Below are 20,202 nucleotides of genomic sequence, written 5' to 3' on the forward strand. Positions count from 1 at the left end.
GCGCCTAAAATGATGCGAATCCGTGCGGAACGTGAAGGACTTTCCTTATTGCGTAATTGTCTGAACCCCCTAATCTTTAATCCTAAATATTTTGACATGGTTGTGTAATTTTTGTGAACTTTGGACAGGAACCGGATACTATGGTCGTATGCATTCGTTTTCATACGCCACTTGTAGGCGTTTTTCGCCCACGAGGTCAAGGACAAAAGAGGCACTTTTACTAGGCGTTTTTTTCCTTATACTGATTCTATGAAAAAATCATTTGACGACTTCGAGCGTATGTTTGTTGATGAGGTCATTTTGGAACTACAAAAAAGAAACATGAACCACTTAACCTTTGGAAATAGCTTTTTTGGCGAAGATGGCGGCCGAATCTGGCGTAGGATTCGAGATCCTCTTAGCCAAGGGAAACCGAGACGCCTTACGATGGGAGAAGCATATGGAATATCAACATTTTTAGGTATTCCATATCCCGACCTCGTTTGGCGCGTATGCAAAAAGTATGAAGAAAAAGAGAATAAGGAATAGGCTAAATTCTCCCTACAAAAGACTTTACAGAGAGGCGAAAAACGCCTACTTTGCGCGGCGGAGGTTTCTCATGTCCGCAAAGAGCTTTTGTATCCCGTTGGCTATAGCATCACGCGAAATCGGCGTATCTGTCGTGACCATGCGTAGGTACTGCAAAGAGGGACGCATAGAGGCGAGAAAAACCCCTGGTGGACAGTGGCGTGTCTCTTTGCGCTCCCTTGATCTCTATCAGCCCGGGAAAAAGAGGGTTGATGAAATATGCAGGATATTTGAAAAATGAGTCTTCGCGATCCATTCAAGCGTGGCGAGAATTGGTACTGCGAGGTCAACAGAAAACGGGTCAGCCTCAAGACCAAAGATAAAACTGAGGCGATGGCGCGATTCAGGGAGATCCGCAAACGGTATTACGAACACCTTGCCGGAGCTCCGCTTGTCATTGAAATGACGTTCGGTGATTTTGCAGATGAATACGAACATTGGGCGGAGGATGCCGTGGAATCACGGAAAACGCTTTCAGCTAACCTGCTTGCCCTGCATAAGCTCTTGGCTGTCGTTCCCCGCGCCCTTCCTCTTTCTGCCCTCTCTAAAAAGCATCTAGATCTGCTGGTAGCAAAAAACAAAGGATGCAAGCCCGTTTCAATCAACAACTACATCCGGCACGCAAGCGCCGTCATGAACAAGGCCGTCGACTGGAACTATCTAAAAACAAACCCGTTTCATGGATATAAAAAATTAAAGGAACGGAAAGAGCTACCTTTGTTCATCCCCTCGGAAGAGATCGCCGCATTCTTAGAGCGGATTACTGATATTGACGAGCGGCGCTTGCTGACGGCTTACATATTCTCAGGTAGGCGCAGATCTGAACTTTGGGGGCTCCGGTGGGAAAATATCAATTTTGAAAAGGATATGTACTATATAAGCGCCAGCACTTCAAAATCGAACCTTTCCCGCTGGTATCCTCTGCACCCCACTTTCAAGGCGGTCCTTGTCGCACTCGGCATAAAGAAAAAGGGCCGTATTTTTGACAAGTGGCAACATCCGGACAGCATAACGCACATTGCAAAAGCGGCCCTTGTTGCTGGCGGATACCCTGAACTCTCCCTGCATAAGCTCCGGCATACGTTCGCAACGCTCCTGAAAGATCACGGGGTCGACCTTGATACCATCGGGGCACTGTTGGGACATACGGATCGGCAAGCGACAGAAATCTATGCCCACATCACAGTTCGCCGCCAGCGCTCCGCGTTGTCAGTGATTCCGTGCCAGAACATATCGCTGTAAAAATTGTCCACAATTTGCGGACAGCTTTTCAGAGGTTGATCAAGTATTGCTGCACGGATAAAAAATAAACATATTTTATTTCCATAAGATAGTGTTTTCAGGCTTCATATTTGGAGACAAAATACGAGACTTCGTAATCAGTAGGTCCACGGTTCAAATCCGCGTGCTGGCTCCAGAGATTATAAGGGGTTACATCAAAAGATGTAACCCCTTTTTCCGTACTGTCCGCAAACTGTCCGCACGGCCTTTTTACGGCTAGGAAATTTTGCTCCCCTTTTGGAAAAATACAGCAACATACGGACACACAAGGCTTTCCCTCGTTGCCGGTTTTTCTTCTTCCCTTCGTTGCTCCCGCAATACGCTACAATCCTCGGCATGTTCAGCCAGCGCCCCTTCTAAAAAATAAAGGCCAGCAGCAAGAAAGAAGGGCCGGATTGCACCCCTTCTGAGATGGCATAAAGCACACCCCCAAAAGGCCGCAGGTTTGGTGTGGGTGAGCGCGTTCTTTCCCGGCGCTGGTCTTCGGGCGAAAAGAAAGGGCATAGTATCGTCCCATGCCCTTCATCCCCTCCGGAGGCGTTACGCTGCCCGTTCTTCCGCTAGTCGTATAGTCGAGTGCTTAACGAAAGAGCTGGCCGCGTGCCCTACGCCATTACGACGCCCGAACACGGGACGGCCTTCGACATCGCCGGAAAGGGCATCGCTAAGACCAAGGCGACGGAGGAAGCCATCCGCATCGCCGCCCAGATGTCCGCGCCCAAAGCATGAACCTCTGATCCGGCATCAAACCGGACATTCATAATGCCTCTCCCTCATCCCCAATAAACAAGGAACTCACAGTCTGTCAGGCCGTGAGTTCCTTGTTTTTCAATCTGGAGGACCAGAAAAAATGACGAACAGCGATTCGATAAGGTCGAAACTCTTTGAAGAGGGTGGGGGGAGGTTTGGAGGGGGCGGGAGAAACTTTCTAGAGAAAGTTTCTCCCGCCCCCTCCAATATCCACAATCTTAATAACGATACAGATCCGACTTGAACGGGCCGTCGACGGAGACGCCGATGTACGCAGCCTGCTCATCGGTGAGCGTGGTGAGCTTCACACCGAGGCGGGCGAGGTGCAGACGGGCCACTTCCTCATCAAGCTTCTTGGGCAGCGTGTACACCTTCACTTCGTGATCCGTGGCGGCGAGATCCATCTGGGCCAGCACCTGATTGGTGAAGCTGTTGGACATGACGAAGCTGGCGTGGCCGGTGGCGCAGCCGAGGTTCACGAGGCGGCCTTCGGCGAGGATGATCAGAGAGCGGCCGTTGGGCAGTACCCACTTGTCCACCTGCGGCTTGATCTGGATGCGCTTGTTGGCCGGATTTTCCTCAAGCCACGTCATTTCGATTTCGTTGTCGAAATGGCCGATGTTGCAGACGATGGCTTCGTCCTTCATGTTGTTCATGTGCTCGCCGGTGATGACGTGGTAGTTGCCGGTGCAGGTGACGAAAATGTCGCCTTCCTTCACGGCGTCTTCCATCGTGGTCACTTCAAAGCCTTCCATCGCGGCCTGAAGAGCGCAGATGGGGTCGATTTCGGTCACGAGCACACGGGCGCCGAAGCCGCGCATGGAATGGGCGCAGCCCTTGCCCACGTCGCCGTACCCGGCAATGACCACAACCTTGCCCGCGATCATGATGTCGGTAGCACGCTTGATGCCGTCGGCGAGGGACTCGCGGCAACCATACAAGTTGTCGAACTTGGACTTGGTCACGGAGTCGTTCACGTTGATGGCCGGGAACAACAGCTTGCCCTGTTCCGAGAGCTGGTACAGGCGGTGGACGCCGGTGGTCGTCTCTTCGGACACGCCGCGCACCTTCGCCGCCACCTTGGTCCAGTGGCCGGGATTGGTCTTGTGGCCGAGTATGATGCGATCCATGAGAACGCGGGCTTCCTTGGAATCGCAAGGCTTGTCGAGCACGGAAGGATCGCGGTCCGCATCCACGCCGAGGTGGATCATCAGGGTAGCGTCGCCGCCGTCGTCCACGATGAGATCGGGGCCGGAACCGTCGGGCCACGTCAGGGCCATTTCCGTGCACCACCAATAATCCTCAAGCGTTTCGCCCTTCCACGCGAACACCTTGGCGTAGCCGAGTTCCGCGATGGCGGCCGCGGCGTGATCCTGCGTGGAGAAGATGTTGCAGGACGCCCAGCGGATATCCGCGCCGAGCTCGTACAGCGTCTTGATGAGCATGGCGGTCTGGATGGTCATGTGCAGCGAGCCCATGACTTTGAAACCCTTGAGGGGCTTCTTGTCACCGTAGCGGCGGATGAGTTCCATCAGGCCGGGCATTTCGCGCTCGGAAAGCTGCATTTCCTTCTTGCCGAAGTCGGCAAGGCTGATATCCGCCACCTGATAGGGCAGCGACAGATCGAGAGGCTTCGCGTTGGACATGGGTGTCTCCATAAAGTTGGTATGTTACAGGCGTCGGGCCAGCGTGAGATTGAGCGCCAGCCCCTGTTCCACGGGGTAACGGGCAGTGGAAACGACCTCGAAAGACGCCGCGTGCAGCAGCCTCGACATGGTCGCTTCATCGAATCCGAGCCACAGATCCCCGTAGTCCAGACGCATCCTTTCCTGAGTATGCCGATCAAAATCCGCCACCACGAGCAGCCCGCCGGAACGCAGCACGCGCCGGATTTCGGCAAGGGCATTCTCCGGGTTGGACAGGTGGTGCAACACCATATTGATGCTGGCGAAATCCGCCTCGCAGTCCCGCAGCGGAAGGTGGCTGAGTTCCCCTATGCGCAGCGAGACGCCTTCGGGTTCCCCTTCCACCCCGGCAAGGCGCCGCCGGGAAAGCTCCAGCATCCTCGGCGAACCGTCCACCCCGATGATCTGCCGGGCGCGCCCACGCATCCGTTCCAGCACGATCCCGGTCCCGCACCCCAGATCCACCGAGGTATCGCAGCCTTCGGGCATCGTGTCGCACACGGCCCCGGCGAGGTCGAACCCGCCGAGCACTTCGCGGCTCAGGGTATCCCAGTGTTCGGCGATGGTATTGAAGAACTGCCGCGTCTTGAGCGCCCGGTCCTCGATGATCCTGGCGGCCATTTCCACGTCCGCGCGCATTTCGGCGTCTTCGTCCAGAAAGGGCATGGCGGCTTTCAGAAAAGCGGCGCCCTCCCCTTCCTTCACAGAAGAGTAAAACACCCACAGCCCGTCCCGGCGCGAGGAAAGCAGCCCCGCTTCGGTCAGGATCTTGAGGTGGCGCGAAACCCGCGACTGGCCCATTTCGAGGATGCTCACCAGTTCATTGACGGAAAGTTCATACCGTTCAAGAACATAGGTAAGCCTCAACCGGGTTTCGTCGGACAGTGCCTTGAAATAGCGGATAGCGTTGGACATGCGGTTTCAAAGGGTTACAGATGTATCAAGATGAACGGATGGTTTTATATAAAGAAATCTTCATATAGTCAAGGAGAGGGGAAAAATTGGGGAGGGGGAGGAGAACCTTTCTGAAGAAAGGCTTCTCCTCCCCCTCCCCAAACCCCACCCTCTCCTCTCCCAAGACTTTCATCAAATGGGGAGGCCACGCCACAGGAGTTCGTTCCAGCGGAAGATTATGGGAACAGCGGGCAAGGTGACGGTACCACCGGAGAAAAGGGCACGGGCCGCATTGTGAGAGACAGGGTTTTCCTGCTATGACAGGGAAAAGCAAAGAGCCGATGGAGGCCGCATGAAAAAGAAATTCGCATTCCTGCTCATGGGAAAAGAGTTCGACACAGCCAAAGATACCGCCGTATTCGAGACGGAACATATGATCAGCTACATTTTTACGGTCACCAGCTTCGAGGAAGCCCTCAAGCGGGCCGTGGCCTGCGCAGAGGACGGCGTGGGTGCTATCGAGGTCTGCGGAGCGTTCGGAAAGGAATGGGCCGACAAGATCATTGCCGCTACGGGGAACAAGGTCGCCGTGGGCTATGTCGTCCACAACCCGGAGCAGGATGAGCTATTCAGGCAGTTCTTCGCCAAGGCATGATCGCAGCGCATGATAAAGCCCGTCTTCTCTCCGAAGACGGGCTTCCGTTTTATGGGAGGGACGGCGTCACGCCCTCCAGGCCCCCAATATATCGTTTTCGTTTTCGGCTTCCGGGATCTTGAGCTTGTCGTGCGCCCAGCGAGCCGAAATCTTCATCACCGAGGCCAGAGCCGGGAGCGCCTGCGCAAACGTGGCGATGTCCTCGGCCTCCCGCGTATCGAACCGGAACCACGGCAGCAGGCGCGGATCACTGACGCCGCAGTTCAGCACGGCCAACGGAGCGAGAAGCTGACGCGACAGCGTGGACGCTATCTGCATGGCGTCGGAAATCGTCAGGTCGCGGCGCACCCGATCGTGCACGCGCCCGAGGGCGTTGGTGCTGGCGGCCCCGTCGGACTGCGAGGTCAGCGTGCCGCCGAGGATGGCCTTGCTCATGCCGAGCTCGCAACGCGAAATCAATGCGCCCGCCAGATCCTGCGAAGAGGACGCGGGGGTTTCAAACAAGATATCCATACCTTGCGGGATGATGCCCGCCGCATCCTGCCCGAGCGTCCGCAGGGCGTTGTACAGCGCCCGCCGATCTTCCTCCCGGCTGCCGGGCGGGTACTTCCCGAGCCGGAACGGCAGGCCGTGGACCTGCACATAGCGGATATTCGCCTCCAGCGCATAACTGCGGATCAGATACGCCCACGCCACCGTGCGGAACAGCCCGCAGCGCGGCAGCCAACCGGATCGGGAGCGGTGCGTATGCACGATCCAGCCGAAAGGCCAGAGTTCTTCCCCGTCGGGCTTGCCGTTCCGCAGACGCAGCTGGTTCCTGTCTTCCCGCAAAACCTGAAACCAGCTTTGCGGGCGGAAATGGAAGGCGGCGGGAAGATGCAGCCCGTGCCGATAGTCCCACTCGATCTCACAGGCGGAAAACCCGTGCCCGATGCCGTCCGCCAGATCCATCAACAAGTCTTCAAAACCGTTGACGGCATCGAACTGCTCCCGGACCGCCGCCGCAATCTGGGCGGCCCGCGCATCGTTGGCGCGGCCCGGCAGAATTTCCCAATCCAGCGTCAGCAGCGCCCGCTTGCGCTTGCCCATTTCCGCCGCGAGATGCTCGCAACGGTCTTCCATGTCCGCGAACAACAAATGCTGTTCAAGGATGTCCCCCTGATCCGCAAGTTCCAGAATGTTCCGCAGCCGCTTCGGGGTCAGCCCGTGCGTCAGGTTCATCTGCGGCTCCAACGCCAACATGCGCGGGCCTTCCCCCTGCGTCTGCAATCGCCGTATCTTTTTCATGAATGCCTCCAACGGCCCCAAAGCCGCCGCGTTGACTCAGCCCGTAAAGCCCGCAATCCCGTTTGACGGTTCACAGCCTTTATGGAACAGCTTCTTTCACCGTAAAAACCTGCCGCACCTTGCCCCATCCCCATCCAACGGTACTCCCACCGGGCCGCCTCCCCACCAGCCGAAAGGCTTCGAGGGGATAGGGGACGCGAGCCGCGCCAGCAGGTTTGGGAGGGGAAGCCTTCTTCAGAAGGGGCCCCTCCCCCCTCCCCATCTTCCATCCTCCCCGTCATCGCCCCACTCCCTTTCCAGCGGCATCCGGATGTAGGCGTCGCCCATGCTGACGAATCCGGTGGATGCCAGACGCCAAAGCATTTCGAGCGCATCCGGCCCATCGTCATGAGCGGCCCGGGGAAAATGCCGCAACTGATCGATGAGCGCCTGCTGGGAGACATGAAGCCGGATCCGCCCCTGCGCCATGTGCGGCTGCAACGACTCGATGCGCAGCAGCTTGTCCGCGCTGTTGACGAGAGGCCGCACCGGCAGGGCAATCCCGCGCTCCGCCGCCCGCTGCACCAGGACATGGGCGAAAAACTCCTGAAACTGCACGGCTTCCACGCCCCAAAGCAACGGATGATGCACATCGTGCAGGGCAATCACATCCTCAATGATGCGATCGGGATGCCGCTTGCGGATGCTCGCCTCCACCACGTCGAGCGTCATGCTCCCGCGGAGGAAGCCGCCGACGAGGATCGCGGAAGGGTCACGCCCCGCGCCCTGTTTGCCGAGCGACGGGTCCACCGCTCCGAACAGGAGCCAATCCCGGCTCCGGTCCACCCAAAAGGTGATGCACCCGTTGAACGGCGCCTCGTTTGCAGACAAGGGATCGTTCTGCTGCTCGGAATCGAAAGCCTCCCGATCCTCGGCACGGAGGCACATGAGCCGATACAGCGGGCGCGACGCGGGCCAGCTCACTTCGGCCCCGGCCTCCATCTTCACCCTGTGCTGACGGTAAAAACGCCGGGCCTCCGCCTCGCCGCGCGACGACAAAAGGCTTTCCCACTCATCCCAAAGATCCATCCGATCCGGCCAGCGCAGGATGGAACGGAACGTCCGGGCCTTCCACAAAGGCTTGCGGAGCGTGCGGGCCAGCACGGAATCGTAATGCAGCAGCGTACCGACATAGACCACATCCATGCTCCCGTCCGCCGCGCCGAGATTGAGTACCGTCTTCTGAAGCCACGACTGGAGCTTGTCGCGCTGTTCCGGCTTGTCCACGTTCCCGTCGTTTTCAAGATCGTCAAGGACAATCAGATCCGGACGGTGCGGCCCGTGCCGCAACCCGCGCATACGCTTGCCCGCGCCGAGCGCCTGGATTTTGACGTTCCCCGGCGTGACCACCGTTCCCACGTTCCAAACGTGCCCCTTGCCAGCCCCGGGAAAATCCCGCTTCAACGCCTCGTTGAACTCCAGTTCGTCCTTGACCGCACCCAACAGCGACGCGGCCTGCTCCAGCGCGTCGGCTATGATCAAAATGTAGTGCTTGCGCCCGGTCAGCACGGCCCACAGCACGAAAAACAGCGAAACGAACGTGCTCTTGGCCTCCCCGCGCGGGGCCGCAATCGCCAGCCGCACGCCTTCGGGCGCATCCGCCATGCGGGGCAGTTCCGCATCCAGCCATTCGTGAAGCCGGGAATCCCCCCCGACGAGGCAATAATGCGGAAAATACGCCCGCCGGAAGAAGGTGAAGTCCTGCCGGGCCCGTTCCCGGCGTTCCTCCGGTGTCCCGGCAGAGGCGTCCGGAAGCTCGGGGGAGTTCCGGCGCTTTCCGCGCATGTCAGCGCCCCCCGGTACGGATCGCGTCCGCGATGCGATCCAGTTTTTCGTCCGCCCGCTCCAGCCCGCCGAGGATCTGCGCCGTGCGCTCCCGGCAGTCCTCGCGGGGCACGTAGCTCTTGTGCATCTCCTCGGCCAGCAGGCACTGGCGGGCCTTTAATTCGTCCACCCGCTGCTCCAGCCGGGTTCCCCAATAGGCGAGAAAGCCGCAAACCATCCCGAGCAGGCCAAGCAGCAGGGTGTGTGCATCGAATTGCAGCGCGGCCTGCGTCATGGCCTGACCTCCCGCCCTTTTTCCACGGCAAGCAGGGCTTCGGCCTGAGCGCGCAGGTTCCGGCAATAGCCGCCGTAATCCCGCGCGTGGGCCAAAAGATCCTCCGGGCTGACCATCACGGATGCTCCCGACCGTACCCCGGCGTCAGTGGCGGAGGCGCTTCCGGCAGGCGCGCCAATTCCGGCGGCAGGGGCAGAAGCTTCGGGGGCGGCGGGGGCAAGACCAAGGGCTTCGTTGTACAGGCGCACCCAGCCAGCAGACAGGCCAGCGCAATGGCGGGAAGCATCTTCGGCAACACGGGCCATCCTCCTCGTGAACGCCTGCCGTTCGGCGGCAAGGCGGTTGCGGGTTTCGGAAAGTTCCCCGGCAATGGCGGCGGCCCGCTCAGCTTCCGCTTCCAGCCTCTGACGGGCGAGGCGCTCCGCTTCCGCCATTGCGACAGCCAACGCCTCGCGTTCGCTGGCGGACGCTTCGGCCTGTTCCGCAAGCAGCGCGCGGCCCCGCGTTTCCGCAATGCCGAAGCCCCGGACGTACCCGGCTGCACAGCACGCCGCACACAACAGCACTACGGCGATCACGTTCCTAGTCATGGCCCCCTCCGCATCCGACGCCGGGCCCCCACCCCGCCTTGCGATACCAATACTGCCTCTCAAGCAGGATCAGCCGTACATAGCGGCGGTTTTCACGGAGGCTGGAAGCGCTCCGCCCGGCATTGACCTCTTCCACCTGTCCGAACCAGCGCGCCGGATCACGGCCCTGCCGCTCCGCTTCCTTCCGGTCCCTGCCGACCCAGCCGATCCCGCCGTTATACGCGGACAACGTAAACGCCATGCGTTGGCAGGCATCGGCTCCGTGCAGCCGATCCCACAGCCACTTGTCATAGGAAACCAGTGCCCGGAGCGCCCAGCCGGGATTGAACGGCGCGGGCGGGCCGGCCTCCCGTTCCAATTCCGGGACGGCACGCGGCAGCCACTCCGCCGTGGAAGGCAGGAACTGCGCCAAGCCCTGCGCCCCCGCCGAGGACACCGTACCGTTGCGCCACCAGCTTTCCGTGTGCACTTGCGCGGCGAACACCGCCACGGGAGCTTCCAACCCCCATACGGCGCGGGAAACCCGTATGAGTTCCGCCCGATGCCGTTCCGCGGCGCGCGGAATATCCGACGCCAGCCCCGGCTGCGGAAACGGCGCGGACAACAGCGCCATCATCAAAACCATGCGAATCGTCATGCGCAACCTCGCCATGCGGGAACCGCCCTTTCGCGGGCGCTTCCCCATCTCCCCCATGCTCACAGCCCCACGGATACGGCCACGACGAAAGCCGCGACCACGGCGGCGCGGCGCAGGCAGGCCATGACGAAAGGCCAGAGGCAGCCCTTGGCGATGGCGAAATCGGCGCACCGAAGCCGCACGGCTCCGGGGGCGCGCTTCCAGTCGTCGTCAAGATAGGAGTCGGGAGTGGCGAAGGGAAATACGGCCACATCGAAAAACATGCCCAAGATAGCGGCAAGCATGACGAGGGCCAGCTTGTAGAGGACAACGGGCACTTGCGCCGGGCTGATCAGCAACAATGCGATCTGAAGCCCCAGCGCAACCAGCCCGAAGAAAAACAGCCGCCAACGGGGACGGAGAAGAAGCCTGAAGAATCCCATAAGACCTCCTGTGGTATGGCGCGGGACCGTCGTCGGCCCGCAAAACGTACCATGCCCGAAAGAAGGCCTCAGGAAAGGTTGAAGGATGTCAGCACCTCGCGCTGGAGCGGGATACGCTGCGCGCGGCGGCGCAGGCCGCCATATCCGGCCTCACCGGGCCGGACTTCTTCAAAATGCGCCAGATCTGGCGATCGGAGAGCCCGTGCCGCACGGCGAGCACGGACACCAGCGCCCGTTCGGAAAGCCCTTCACGGGCCAATTCGTCGCGCTCAAGGTTGATGTTCCTGTCCCGCGTGTCCACGAAAGCCTGACGGCAGGTGGGGATATACAGCGTCGTGCCGCCGTAGCGCCCGATCAGCTTGGTCGCCTGTTCGCGGCCGATGATCTGCACCAATTTTTCACGCTGTTCCTGCCCACGCAACGTGATGCCGAGAGGAACGGAAAAACTTGTCCCGCCCTTGGCCCTGATAAGCTCGATCGCCGCCGGAAGGCCAATCAGTTCAACCAATTCATTCACGCCCTGCCCCCGTGTCCGGGCCTGCCCGGAAAACATCTCCGAAGACGCGCTGCGCCGCTCCCTATTCTTCGCCATGTGTTCCATATGAATCCCTATTAGGTAAAAGATGTACCTCTCCGCCTTGCGTGGAAAGGCATGGAAAACAACGCCCTGAGCGCGTATTGCCCGAAGGCTTGCGGCGCAGGGGCAGACCGAATTGTTGACCGGATAGCTTGGTGAAGGTAAAGGAAAGAGGTTGTACACGACCGTTCGCAATGAGATCTTTACGTCAAAATCAGTTCTTTTACAATCATTTTTTGACGCAAAAACTTATTTATTGACTTAACAGCCAAAAACATTACAACATTTCTTTACGATCTCCGTTCACTTCAACCCGGAGCGCCTCCACGGCGCAGAGACGCCATGAGCAGCATCGCCGATCGACTCGTTTTTTTGCGCGGAAGCGCCACACAGGCCGAATTTGCCGATCGTGTCGGCATCAATGTGAATACGTTGCGCGGTTACGAGAAAGGGCGCGCCCTGCCCGGATATGAAGTATTGGAATCCTTATGCTCAAAATTAAACGTTTCACCGAACTGGATTTTGACGGGGCAGGGCAATGTCCTCCAGGAGGCTCCCTTTTCCGGCCTCAATGAAACGCCTCGGCCCCTTCCGCAGCCTGAGCTTGCCGAACCAATGCCCTCGTGCGACGTGGATTTGATCATGATCCCGATGGTGGAGGCACGCCTGTCCGCCGGGCACGGCAGCCTCGAGGTCGGCGGCGATTCGGAGCGCAGCTATGCTTTCCGGAGCGATTTCCTGCACCGCAAGGGCAATCCTCGGGAGATGGTGCTCATGCGGGTTTCCGGCGACAGCATGGAACCGGAGATCATGGACAACGACATCGTGCTCATCGATCAGGGCAAGCGCGACGTCACCCCCGGTCGCCTTTACGCCATCGGCTTTGATGAAGCCATTTATCTCAAGCGCATCGACATCCTCCCCGGCAAGGTCATCCTCAAAAGCACCAATGCCGCCTACCCGCCCGTCGAACTCGACACACGGGGCGACTGCGAGGACGCTTTCCGCGTCATCGGCCGCGTCCTCTGGTGCGGCAGGGAGTACAAATAAGATTGGGGAGGGGGAGGGGAAACTTTCTGAAGAAGGGGGGAGTACCCCCACGTTTCTCCTCACCCTCCCCAACCCCACCCCCTCCTCTTCAAAGACTTTCGTGTTTATTAAATCCCTGTTGTCCGTTTTCCCTGTGGGCGAAGAATGGGGGAGAAACCTTTTTCCTGCGGACAAAAAGAAACCGCCTAAACATCTTGTGTTCAGGCGGTTCTCTCATTTCTCCGTCCACTGTCTGATACAATCTTTCTTTCAGCCCTGGCCGGAACGAACTCCCGCCGCGCTGCCTCCCCATCAGTCAAAAAGTTTGGGGGGATGAGGGGAGGGGGTCCTGGGGGAGGGGAGAGGGACCTTCCAAAGGGTCCCTTCTCCCCTCCCCAGGTTTCTCCATCTTCTCCTCATTCTCCCAGCTTGCTTTCCTTGAACTCGTGCTGCGGCGCGCCGGGCGGCGGCGGGGTGTTCGGGGGAAGAGTGACGTCCTTCTGCCCGATCTTCACTTCAATGGTGGTCTCCTCAGGCGCATAGGGCGGCTTCTTCTGATCCACGTCCACGAACAGCTTGCAGCTCTGGCTCAAACAGTCATAGACGGCGAGGAGCTTGGGCACGAGGATGGACGCGCCGGGCTTCTCGATGAGCAGATAGTAATCGCGCATGTTGTTCTTGCCGATGATCGGCTTGACCCGGCAAAGCAGCAGCCACTCGTTGAGGCCGTCGTCGTTCCAGTCCGTCTGGGCAAGCAGCGTCACGGTCACGATGTCCGCCCCCTGCCCGAGCATGAAGCCGTAAGGCTGCATCTCCACCGTATCCCCCGCCGTGCGCGACAGGGCGAACGTCGGCGGCAGCAGCGCCGGATCGACCTTGAACCGGAACGCCGGAGAAAGACGCTGGAACAGATATTCCCCAAGCTGGGGAGGCAGTTCCGGGGTCGAAAACACGGGAGCGACATAGGCCCCGTGCTCGTCGATGACGCTGTGGGCCTTGAGCACCGGAGCCAGCCGTTTCGCCATCGTGTTGAACTCATTTTCGACCGTGACGTGCACCTGTTTGCCGGAGCACCCGGCGGCAAGGCAGACGCACAGGCACAAACAGGTTGTGAAAAAAAGACGCATGGATAAAGAGAATCGAGCCGACATGGGATCTCCCGGTTCGTGGCTGTAAAGGTGGATGGACGTCTGCGTGATAGCCCTGCGGAGTGGGATTGTAAAGAGCGCGGGAACATGCGAGAATCATATTCCAGCGTGTTTTCCTCAATCCGGAACTGTTTGTTTGAATAAACACAACAAAGAGGGCCGGATAATGGGAAAACGCTCACAAAAGGACAAGTCCGTTGTTTCTTGAGGTCCGCCGTTTGAGGGAAGGCGGCCTCTTTCCGGCGCGGACCCTGCCTTCGCGCCGGGGCAGTCCGGCACTGCGTCTGATTTCTATCCACTATGGACAAGCACAGCGCTTATTTTTTAAGGAGGGGAGCATGGACAGTAGCGTAACGCCGACTTCGCCATCAGAGATGGCTATTCTCGTCGCCGGCCTGCTGATAATGCTGTATGGGGTTTACAAAGTATACCGCGAGCGAGGCCGACCCGGTTTGCTTATTCTCTGGGGCGGCCTTGTGGATTTGGGGCTCGCGCTCATGGGGCTTGGCCTCGGACCGTCCGGCGACGTTGGCAGCATCATGATCGTCATCTATCATGCCATTGCGCGTCTCGCGGCATGGATAGGGCTGTCCGGGCTCGTCGCCAATCCGTATTCCTGCGTCGCCAACGACATCCGCGGCGCGCTGCACCGCAACCCCGTGGGGGCCGTGCTGCTGGCGTTCGCGCTTGAGGCTTCGCTCGGCATCTCTCCGGCCATGACGCCGGAAGGCCAGCACCTGGTCCTGCACGCCATGGCCATGCACAGCATCGACGTGCCGCTCGGCGGCCCGGTCCTCGCCGTCGTCATGGCGCTGGGCTACACCGTGTTGCTGTGGCTTTCCGCCGAAGTCGTCCTGCAGGTGTGCTTCACCCGGCCCGACGAACCCATATGCACCGAAGTCCCCATCGGAGGCGGCAACTTCGCCCGCGCCCTCTTCGACAGGGAAACCGAGCTGCTCGGCGTCCCCAGCGGGAGCTGGTGCCCCATCGTCCCCAACCGCTGGAGCAAGACCCCGGCGGCGATCAGCCTGTACGTCCTGCTCGGGCTGCTGGCATTTTTGGGGATCGGGCGCTTCCTCGTGCAGGATTTCGGCGCATGGATCGTCGGCATCGATCCCCATTCGCTGGTGGAACTCGAAGGCCCGTGGCATGTGACCCCGCTCCTGCTCTATGTGGGTTCCTTCCTCGTCCTCTGCCCCCGCATCATCAGGCCCGCCTACCGGGCCAAGTATACGTTCGCGCTGTTCCTCGCCGCGTTCATCCTCATTTATGCAAGCGATCTGCCGCCCCTGTCCCGCCTGTTCTCGCTGATCATCTCGGGCATCGGCACGCTCGTCGCCTGCTACTCCACCAACTACATTGAAGAGGACGGGCGCAAGCACTGGTACTGGTTCTTCCTGCTCCTCACCTTCGGTGCGCTGCTCAACATCGTGACCACCGACAACATCGGCACGCTGGCCTCCCAGTGGGAAGTCATGACGTGGGCGTCCTTCGCGCTGGTGGCGTGGGAACGCACTTCCAAGGCGCGCGATGCGGCCATCAAGTATGTGGTGTTGTGCTGCAGCGCGGCCTACCTCATGATCGTGGGCTTCTTCATGATCGGCGGGAACCATACGCAGTACGGCGAAATCGTCGCCAACCTCTCCGTCCATTCCGACGACGTGCTCAAGTTCGCCCTTGTGTTCACCCTGCTCGGCTTCGCGGCCAAGGCCGGTCTCGTGCCCCTGCACAGCTGGCTGCCAGACGCCCACCCCGCCGCGCCGTCCTCCGTGTCCGCGCCGCTCTCCGGCGTGCTCACCAAGATGGGCGTGTTCGGCGTGGTGACGGTCTACTTCGGGCTCATCGGCTACAAGGAGCTCGCCTCGACCGGGACCTACGGCGGCCTCACCGCCCCCGGCCTGATGGTCACGTTCATGGGCCTGTGCACGATGGCCTACGGCGAATGGATGGCCCTCAGGCAGGAAGACCTCAAGCGTATGCTCGCCTACTCCACCATGGGGCAGGTCGGCGAAATCTTCACCGTCCTCGGCCTCGGCACGTGGCTGGCGGCGGCGGGCGCGCTGTCCCATGTCCTGAACCATGCGATCATGAAGGACTTGCTCTTCCTCTGCGCGGGCGGCCTCATCTTCCGCGTCGGCAGCCGCAAGCTTTCCGATCTCGCGGGCCTCGTCCACGAAATGCCGTGGGCCGTGGGCTGTATGAGCATCGGCATCGTGTCCATCATGGGCCTGCCGCCGTTCAACGGCTTCGTGAGCAAATACCTCATGATCGTGGCCTGCATGGACGCCGGGCAGCCGCTCATCGCGGCGGCGCTCATCGCGGCGAGCCTCGTGGGGGCGATCTACTACATGCGCATCCTGCGCACGATTCTGCTTGACCCCGCCCCGGCGGGACGCCGCCGCGTGCAGGGCGTCACCACGACCATGCGCGTCCCCATGATCATCCTCGCGGGCCTGTGCGTGATCCTCGGCGTGGCCCCGCAGACGGGCCTGTCGCTCGTCACCCCGGTCATCAACGAGCTTATGCCGCACCTCGGCTCCGGCGCGGGGCACCTTTCGGCCGTCCTGCCGTCGCTCGACGTGGGCTGGCCCGTGTATGTGATCCTGCCCATGATCGGCGCCGTCGTGCCGATCTGGTTCCGCAAGGACCGCGTGAAGGCCGGATGGGGCGCCGCCGCCATCCTGTTCCTGACCACCCTGCACGTGCTCGCGTTCGGGCAGGATCTGGACACGCTGTCCTTCATCATGGCCCTGTTCATCCCCGCCATCGGCACGGTGAACCTCGTGTACGCCGTGGGCTACATGGAGCACAGCCATACGCAGTGGCGCTTCTACGCCTTCTTCCTGCTCATGACGGGCGGACTGCTCGGCGTGGCGGCGAGTTCGGATCTGTTCAGCTTCTTCACCTTCTGGGAAATCATGAGCTCGTGGGCCCTGTATTTCGCCATCGCGCATGAGGGCACGCCCGAAGCGCTGCGGGAAGGTTTCAAGTACTTCCTGTTCAACGTGGCGGGCGCGGGCTTCCTGTTCCTCGGCATCGGGCTCATCGTAGCCTACACCGGCACCGGCGAGTTCGCGGGCGTGGCCAAGGGCTTCGCCTCCCTTTCTCCCGCCGTGGGCACCTCCATCATGATCCTGATGGCCGTCGGCTTCTGTATGAAGGCCGCGCAGGTTTCCCTGCGCATCGACTGGCAGATGCACCCGGCGCTGGCCCCCACGCCCGTGTCCGGCTACATCTCCTCCGTGCTGCTGAAGATCGCTGTCTTCGGCCTCGTGAAGCTGTTCCTTGTCTTCGGGAGCGTGTACGCGCAGTCCCCGGACACGGCGGGGCTCTTCTCGCAGCAGGCCGTCATGTACGCCACGGCATGGATCGGCGCGTTCACGCTGCTGTACAGCGCCGTGCAGGCCATGCTCCAGAACAGCCTCAAGCTGGTGTTCATCTGGTCTACGGTGAGCCAGATCGGATACATGGTGCTCGGCGTCGCCGTGGGCACGAGCCTCGGCATGGCGGGCGGCCTCCTGCACATGGCGAACCACGTGTTCTTCAAGGATCTGCTCTTCCTCATGGTCGGCGCGGTCATGCTGCGCACCCATGCGGATACGATCTCCGAGCTGGGCGGCGTGGGCCGCAAGATGCCCGTGACCATGTTCTGCTTCTTCATCGGGTCACTGGCCGCCGTGGGCGTGCCGCCGACCAACGGCTTCACCTCCAAGTGGATCATCTATCAGGCGCTCATGGCGGAAGGCGAACCGCTCCTTGCGCTGATTTCGCTCATCGGCAGCGTGATCACGCTGGCGTACCTCGCCCGCTTCATGCACGCCGTCTTCCTCGGACAGCCGGGGCGCAACCTCGACCATATCGAAGAGGCCCCGTGGGTCATGCGCGCGCCCATGCTGCTCATGGCCTTCATGGTGATCCTGACCGGCGTGTTCCCCGGCCTGATGCTCGCGCCCCTCAATGCGGCGCTGGCGGAATACGGAATGCCGTCGCTTGACGTGGCCTTCTACGGCCTCGCCACCGGCCCCGGCGCGTGGGACGCCACGGCGGTCGCCGTGCTGATGCTCGTGGCCTTCGGCGGCTGCTGGCTGGCCCTGCGCTTCCTGCTCTCCCGCGTGAAGATCCGCGTCGCGCCCCCGCACGCCTGCGGGCACGACGCCTCTCAGGAGGCCTCGCGCATCCCGCCCGAAGCCATCTACCCGGCGCTGGTCAACCTGTGCACGGGCAACAAGCCCGGCAGCGCCACATGCCCCCTGCCGGAACTGGCCCTGTCTCTCTGCCGGGCCCTGCGGCAGTCCCTCGGCCGGAACGGCCGCATCAACAAGGAGCGTCCGTCATGCTAGACCTGCTTGTGGGCATTCTCCACCTTGTCGTCTTCCCCGGCGGCCTGTTCGCGCTGGCGCTGGGCCTGTTCCTCAAAGGGTGTGACCGCCGCGTCGAAGCCCGGCTCCAGCGCCGGGTGGGGCCGCCGCTGATCCAGCCCTTCCTCGATCTGATCAAGCTGAGCACCAAGGAGGTCATCATCCCGACCTCCGCCGTGCGCGGGGCGTTCCTCGCGGCCCCCGTGGTCGCGCTCGGCGGCATCGCCATGTGCGCGGCGCTGCTGCCCGTGCCCGGGGTGACAGACGGCCTGCCCAGGATGGGCGACCTGCTGGTCATCTTCTACCTGTTCCCCATCCCGGCGATGGCGATCATGCTGGCTGGCTCCTCGTCCGGCTCGCCCTACGGCGGCATCGGCTTCTCCCGCGAGATGATCATGATGCTTGCCTATGAGGTTCCGCTGCTTATGATCATGCTGACGGTCGCCATGAAAGTGGGCGGCGGCAGCGGGGCCGAATTCTCCCTGACCAGGATCATGGACTATCAGTCCGAACACGGCTCATTCGGGCTCACCCCGGTCATGTGGCCCGCATTCCTCGCGTGGCTCATGTTCCTGCCCGCCACGCTCGGCGTGCCGCCCTTCGACCAGCCGGAGGCGGAAACAGAAATCCTCGAAGGGCCGCTCCTCGAATATTCGGGCGTGCTGCTGGCCTTCTTCCACATGGCCTCGGCCCTCAAGATGGTCGTGGCGCTGGCGCTCGGGGTGGTGCTGTTCTTCCCCGGCACGATTTCGGACATCCCCGCGGTCAATCTGGTCTGGTTCGTCGTCAAGTGCGCGCTGTTCATGCTGTTCACCCTGACCGTGGTGAAGTCCGCCACGGGGCGTCTGCGCATCGAACAGGCTCTGTCCTTTTTCCTCAAGTATCCCGCCGGGCTGGCCCTTTTGAGCCTTATCCTGGTGTGGATTGGCTGCTGACGGGAGGCCGGTCATGAACCTCATCAAGAAACTTTCCACCCGCTCGCCGTGGCTGTTCCGCATCAACGCGGGCTCCTGCAACGGGTGCGACGTGGAACTGGCCACCACGGCCTGCATCTCCCGTTACGACGTGGAGCGCCTCGGCTGCAAATACTGCGGGAGCCCCCGCCACGCGGACATCGTGCTCATCACCGGGCCGCTCACGGCGCGGGTCAAGGACAAGGTCCTACGCGTCTGGAACGAAATCCCCGAGCCCAAGGTGACCGTGGCCGTGGGCATCTGCCCCATCAGCGGCGGCGTGTTCCGCGAAGGCTACTCCATCGAGGGCCCCGTGGACCGCTACCTGCCCATCGACGTCAACGTGCCCGGCTGTCCGCCGCGCCCGCAGGCGATCATGGAAGGCGTGCTCGAAGCCGTCGCCATCTGGCGGGAAAGGATGGAGGGCTGATATGGAATTCCTCAAAATCCTCTGGGACAACCTCAAGAAGGGCCCGGTGACCGACGCCTTCCCCTTTGGAGAGACGTACACCCCGGACCGCCTGCGCGGACGGGTCGAAATCGACCCGACGCTGTGCGTGGGCTGCGGCACGTGCGTCCACGTCTGCGCCGCCGGAGCCATCAACATCTCGAAATTCGAGGACGGCAGCGGCTTCGAGATCACGGTGTGGCGCAACTCCTGCTGCCTGTGCGCCCAGTGCCGCTACTACTGCCCGACCAAGGCCGTCACCCTCTCCAACGACTGGCACAGCGCCCACCGGGCCACGGAAAAATATACCCAGATCACCCGCGCCAAGGTCAAATACGACTACTGTGCCGTGTGCGGGGCCAAGATGCGCGTTCTGCCGCAGGAAGTGCTCAACCGCATCTACGCCAAGCATTCCGAAGTCGACGTGGACGTGATCTCGCACCTCTGCCCGAACTGCCGCCGCATCGACGTGGCGGTCGAGGAAGACCGCGCCTGTCATATCGACCAGCTCGAGAAGATGGCCGCCCGCGAGGAAGTCTGTCTCGTTCCGCCGAGAAAGGCCGAAAAGTCCCCGGCGGACAAGGAAAACGCAAAGGAAGCCCCCGCTCAGGCGGCCTCCGCCCCGAAAACCGCCGCACCCTCGCGGGAAGCTACGGTACAGCCCAAGTCCGACCCTGCGGCTTCCAAGGCGGCGCCGGGGCACCCAGACGCCTCCGGCTGAACAGGCCGCCGCTTCCGCAGCAGCCGAAACGCGGCCCGATACGCCTTCCGGCACGGAAAGCGCCGCTGAAAAACCGTCTCCGGCGGCGGGCAATACCGCCGA

General features: G+C 61.1%; 20 protein-coding genes. 10 read left to right on the forward strand and 10 right to left on the reverse strand.

Features of this window, described 5'->3' with window-relative positions; genetic code table 11:
* Positions 1 to 249 precede the first annotated feature (249 nt).
* The 4 genes from HMPREF0178_RS21495 to HMPREF0178_RS20950 all read left to right on the forward strand — a co-directional run bounded on the left by HMPREF0178_RS21495 (position 250) and on the right by HMPREF0178_RS20950 (position 2,577).
* Positions 250 to 528, forward strand: a complete 279-nt coding sequence (locus HMPREF0178_RS21495; RefSeq protein WP_157134910.1) for a hypothetical protein — start codon at positions 250 to 252, stop codon at positions 526 to 528.
* Positions 503 to 808 carry a helix-turn-helix domain-containing protein gene (locus HMPREF0178_RS21500; RefSeq protein WP_157134911.1) on the forward strand — a complete coding sequence of 102 codons (306 nt, stop codon included), beginning with the start codon at positions 503 to 505 and terminating at the stop codon, positions 806 to 808. Before HMPREF0178_RS21495 ends, HMPREF0178_RS21500 begins: the two co-directional genes overlap by 26 nt.
* Positions 805 to 1,809 (forward strand): site-specific integrase, encoded by a 1,005-nt coding sequence (locus HMPREF0178_RS07920; protein WP_009368244.1) that lies wholly within the window; start codon positions 805 to 807, stop codon positions 1,807 to 1,809. The genes HMPREF0178_RS21500 and HMPREF0178_RS07920 overlap by 4 nt, the downstream gene beginning before the upstream one ends.
* Positions 1,810 to 2,448: 639 nt before the next feature.
* Positions 2,449 to 2,577, forward strand: coding sequence for a 4-hydroxythreonine-4-phosphate dehydrogenase PdxA (locus HMPREF0178_RS20950; RefSeq protein WP_009368245.1), 129 nt, complete (start codon positions 2,449 to 2,451; stop codon positions 2,575 to 2,577).
* A gap of 239 nt (positions 2,578 to 2,816) precedes the next feature.
* Here the strand turns inward: HMPREF0178_RS20950 and ahcY are convergent, their stop codons facing one another.
* Both ahcY and HMPREF0178_RS07930 read right to left on the reverse strand, forming a co-directional pair.
* The gene (gene ahcY / locus HMPREF0178_RS07925; RefSeq protein ID WP_009368247.1) at positions 2,817 to 4,244 is read right to left on the reverse strand and encodes an adenosylhomocysteinase; all 1,428 of its coding nucleotides are present in this window, start codon (positions 4,242 to 4,244) and stop codon (positions 2,817 to 2,819) included.
* A gap of 24 nt (positions 4,245 to 4,268) precedes the next feature.
* Positions 4,269 to 5,198, reverse strand: a complete 930-nt coding sequence (locus HMPREF0178_RS07930) for a metalloregulator ArsR/SmtB family transcription factor (protein WP_009368248.1) — start codon at positions 5,196 to 5,198, stop codon at positions 4,269 to 4,271.
* A 331-nt stretch (positions 5,199 to 5,529) separates the two neighbouring features.
* On the opposite strand from HMPREF0178_RS07930, the gene HMPREF0178_RS07935 reads away from it, so the two are divergent.
* Positions 5,530 to 5,832 carry a DUF6506 family protein gene (locus HMPREF0178_RS07935; RefSeq protein ID WP_009368249.1) on the forward strand — a complete coding sequence of 101 codons (303 nt, stop codon included), beginning with the start codon at positions 5,530 to 5,532 and terminating at the stop codon, positions 5,830 to 5,832.
* A 66-nt stretch (positions 5,833 to 5,898) separates the two neighbouring features.
* Here HMPREF0178_RS07935 and HMPREF0178_RS07940 read toward each other — a convergent pair whose 3' ends face one another.
* From HMPREF0178_RS07940 to HMPREF0178_RS07970, 7 genes are all read right to left on the reverse strand, one after another.
* A complete protein-coding gene (locus tag HMPREF0178_RS07940; protein ID WP_009368250.1) occupies positions 5,899 to 7,119 on the reverse strand; it encodes a DUF935 domain-containing protein in 1,221 nt (406 codons plus the stop codon).
* A gap of 234 nt (positions 7,120 to 7,353) precedes the next feature.
* Positions 7,354 to 8,943: a phage terminase large subunit gene (gene terL, locus HMPREF0178_RS07945; protein ID WP_009368251.1), complete on the reverse strand. Its 1,590-nt coding sequence runs from the start codon at positions 8,941 to 8,943 to the stop codon at positions 7,354 to 7,356.
* Position 8,944: 1 nt separating this feature from the next.
* On the reverse strand, positions 8,945 to 9,217 hold the full coding sequence (locus HMPREF0178_RS07950; RefSeq protein WP_005027993.1) for a hypothetical protein: 273 nt from the start codon (positions 9,215 to 9,217) through the stop codon (positions 8,945 to 8,947).
* Positions 9,214 to 9,807, reverse strand: coding sequence for a hypothetical protein (locus tag HMPREF0178_RS07955; RefSeq protein ID WP_009368252.1), 594 nt, complete (start codon positions 9,805 to 9,807; stop codon positions 9,214 to 9,216). Before HMPREF0178_RS07955 ends, HMPREF0178_RS07950 begins: the two co-directional genes overlap by 4 nt.
* Positions 9,800 to 10,444, reverse strand: a complete 645-nt coding sequence (locus HMPREF0178_RS07960) for a transglycosylase SLT domain-containing protein (RefSeq protein ID WP_009368253.1) — start codon at positions 10,442 to 10,444, stop codon at positions 9,800 to 9,802. The genes HMPREF0178_RS07955 and HMPREF0178_RS07960 overlap by 8 nt, the downstream gene beginning before the upstream one ends.
* A 59-nt stretch (positions 10,445 to 10,503) precedes the next feature.
* Positions 10,504 to 10,866 (reverse strand): putative holin, encoded by a 363-nt coding sequence (locus HMPREF0178_RS07965; protein WP_009368254.1) that lies wholly within the window; start codon positions 10,864 to 10,866, stop codon positions 10,504 to 10,506.
* 88 nt (positions 10,867 to 10,954) lie between these two features.
* Positions 10,955 to 11,458, reverse strand: coding sequence for a Mor transcription activator family protein (locus HMPREF0178_RS07970; protein WP_232281235.1), 504 nt, complete (start codon positions 11,456 to 11,458; stop codon positions 10,955 to 10,957).
* A 327-nt stretch (positions 11,459 to 11,785) separates the two neighbouring features.
* On the opposite strand from HMPREF0178_RS07970, the gene HMPREF0178_RS07975 reads away from it, so the two are divergent.
* A complete protein-coding gene (locus HMPREF0178_RS07975) occupies positions 11,786 to 12,493 on the forward strand; it encodes an XRE family transcriptional regulator (RefSeq protein ID WP_005028001.1) in 708 nt (235 codons plus the stop codon).
* Positions 12,494 to 12,888: 395 nt separating this feature from the next.
* Here HMPREF0178_RS07975 and HMPREF0178_RS07980 read toward each other — a convergent pair whose 3' ends face one another.
* Positions 12,889 to 13,623 (reverse strand): hypothetical protein, encoded by a 735-nt coding sequence (locus tag HMPREF0178_RS07980; RefSeq protein WP_009368256.1) that lies wholly within the window; start codon positions 13,621 to 13,623, stop codon positions 12,889 to 12,891.
* 335 nt (positions 13,624 to 13,958) lie between these two features.
* Between HMPREF0178_RS07980 and HMPREF0178_RS07985 the strand changes: the two genes are divergently transcribed.
* Genes HMPREF0178_RS07985 through HMPREF0178_RS08000 form a run of 4 tightly spaced genes read left to right on the forward strand, consistent with a single transcriptional unit; the run spans position 13,959 to position 20,100 of the window.
* The gene (locus HMPREF0178_RS07985) at positions 13,959 to 17,960 is read left to right on the forward strand and encodes a complex I subunit 5 family protein (protein ID WP_009368257.1); all 4,002 of its coding nucleotides are present in this window, start codon (positions 13,959 to 13,961) and stop codon (positions 17,958 to 17,960) included.
* Positions 17,954 to 18,913: a respiratory chain complex I subunit 1 family protein gene (locus HMPREF0178_RS07990; RefSeq protein ID WP_009368258.1), complete on the forward strand. Its 960-nt coding sequence runs from the start codon at positions 17,954 to 17,956 to the stop codon at positions 18,911 to 18,913. The genes HMPREF0178_RS07985 and HMPREF0178_RS07990 overlap by 7 nt, the downstream gene beginning before the upstream one ends.
* A 13-nt stretch (positions 18,914 to 18,926) precedes the next feature.
* Complete coding sequence (locus HMPREF0178_RS07995; RefSeq protein WP_005028005.1) at positions 18,927 to 19,361, forward strand: NADH-quinone oxidoreductase subunit B family protein; 435 nt, start codon at positions 18,927 to 18,929, stop codon at positions 19,359 to 19,361.
* A 1-nt stretch (position 19,362) separates the two neighbouring features.
* Complete coding sequence (locus HMPREF0178_RS08000) at positions 19,363 to 20,100, forward strand: 4Fe-4S dicluster domain-containing protein (protein WP_009368259.1); 738 nt, start codon at positions 19,363 to 19,365, stop codon at positions 20,098 to 20,100.
* Positions 20,101 to 20,202 lie beyond the last annotated feature (102 nt).

It is taken from the genome of Bilophila sp. 4_1_30, assembly GCF_000224655.1.
GTDB lineage: Bacteria > Desulfobacterota > Desulfovibrionia > Desulfovibrionales > Desulfovibrionaceae > Bilophila > Bilophila wadsworthia.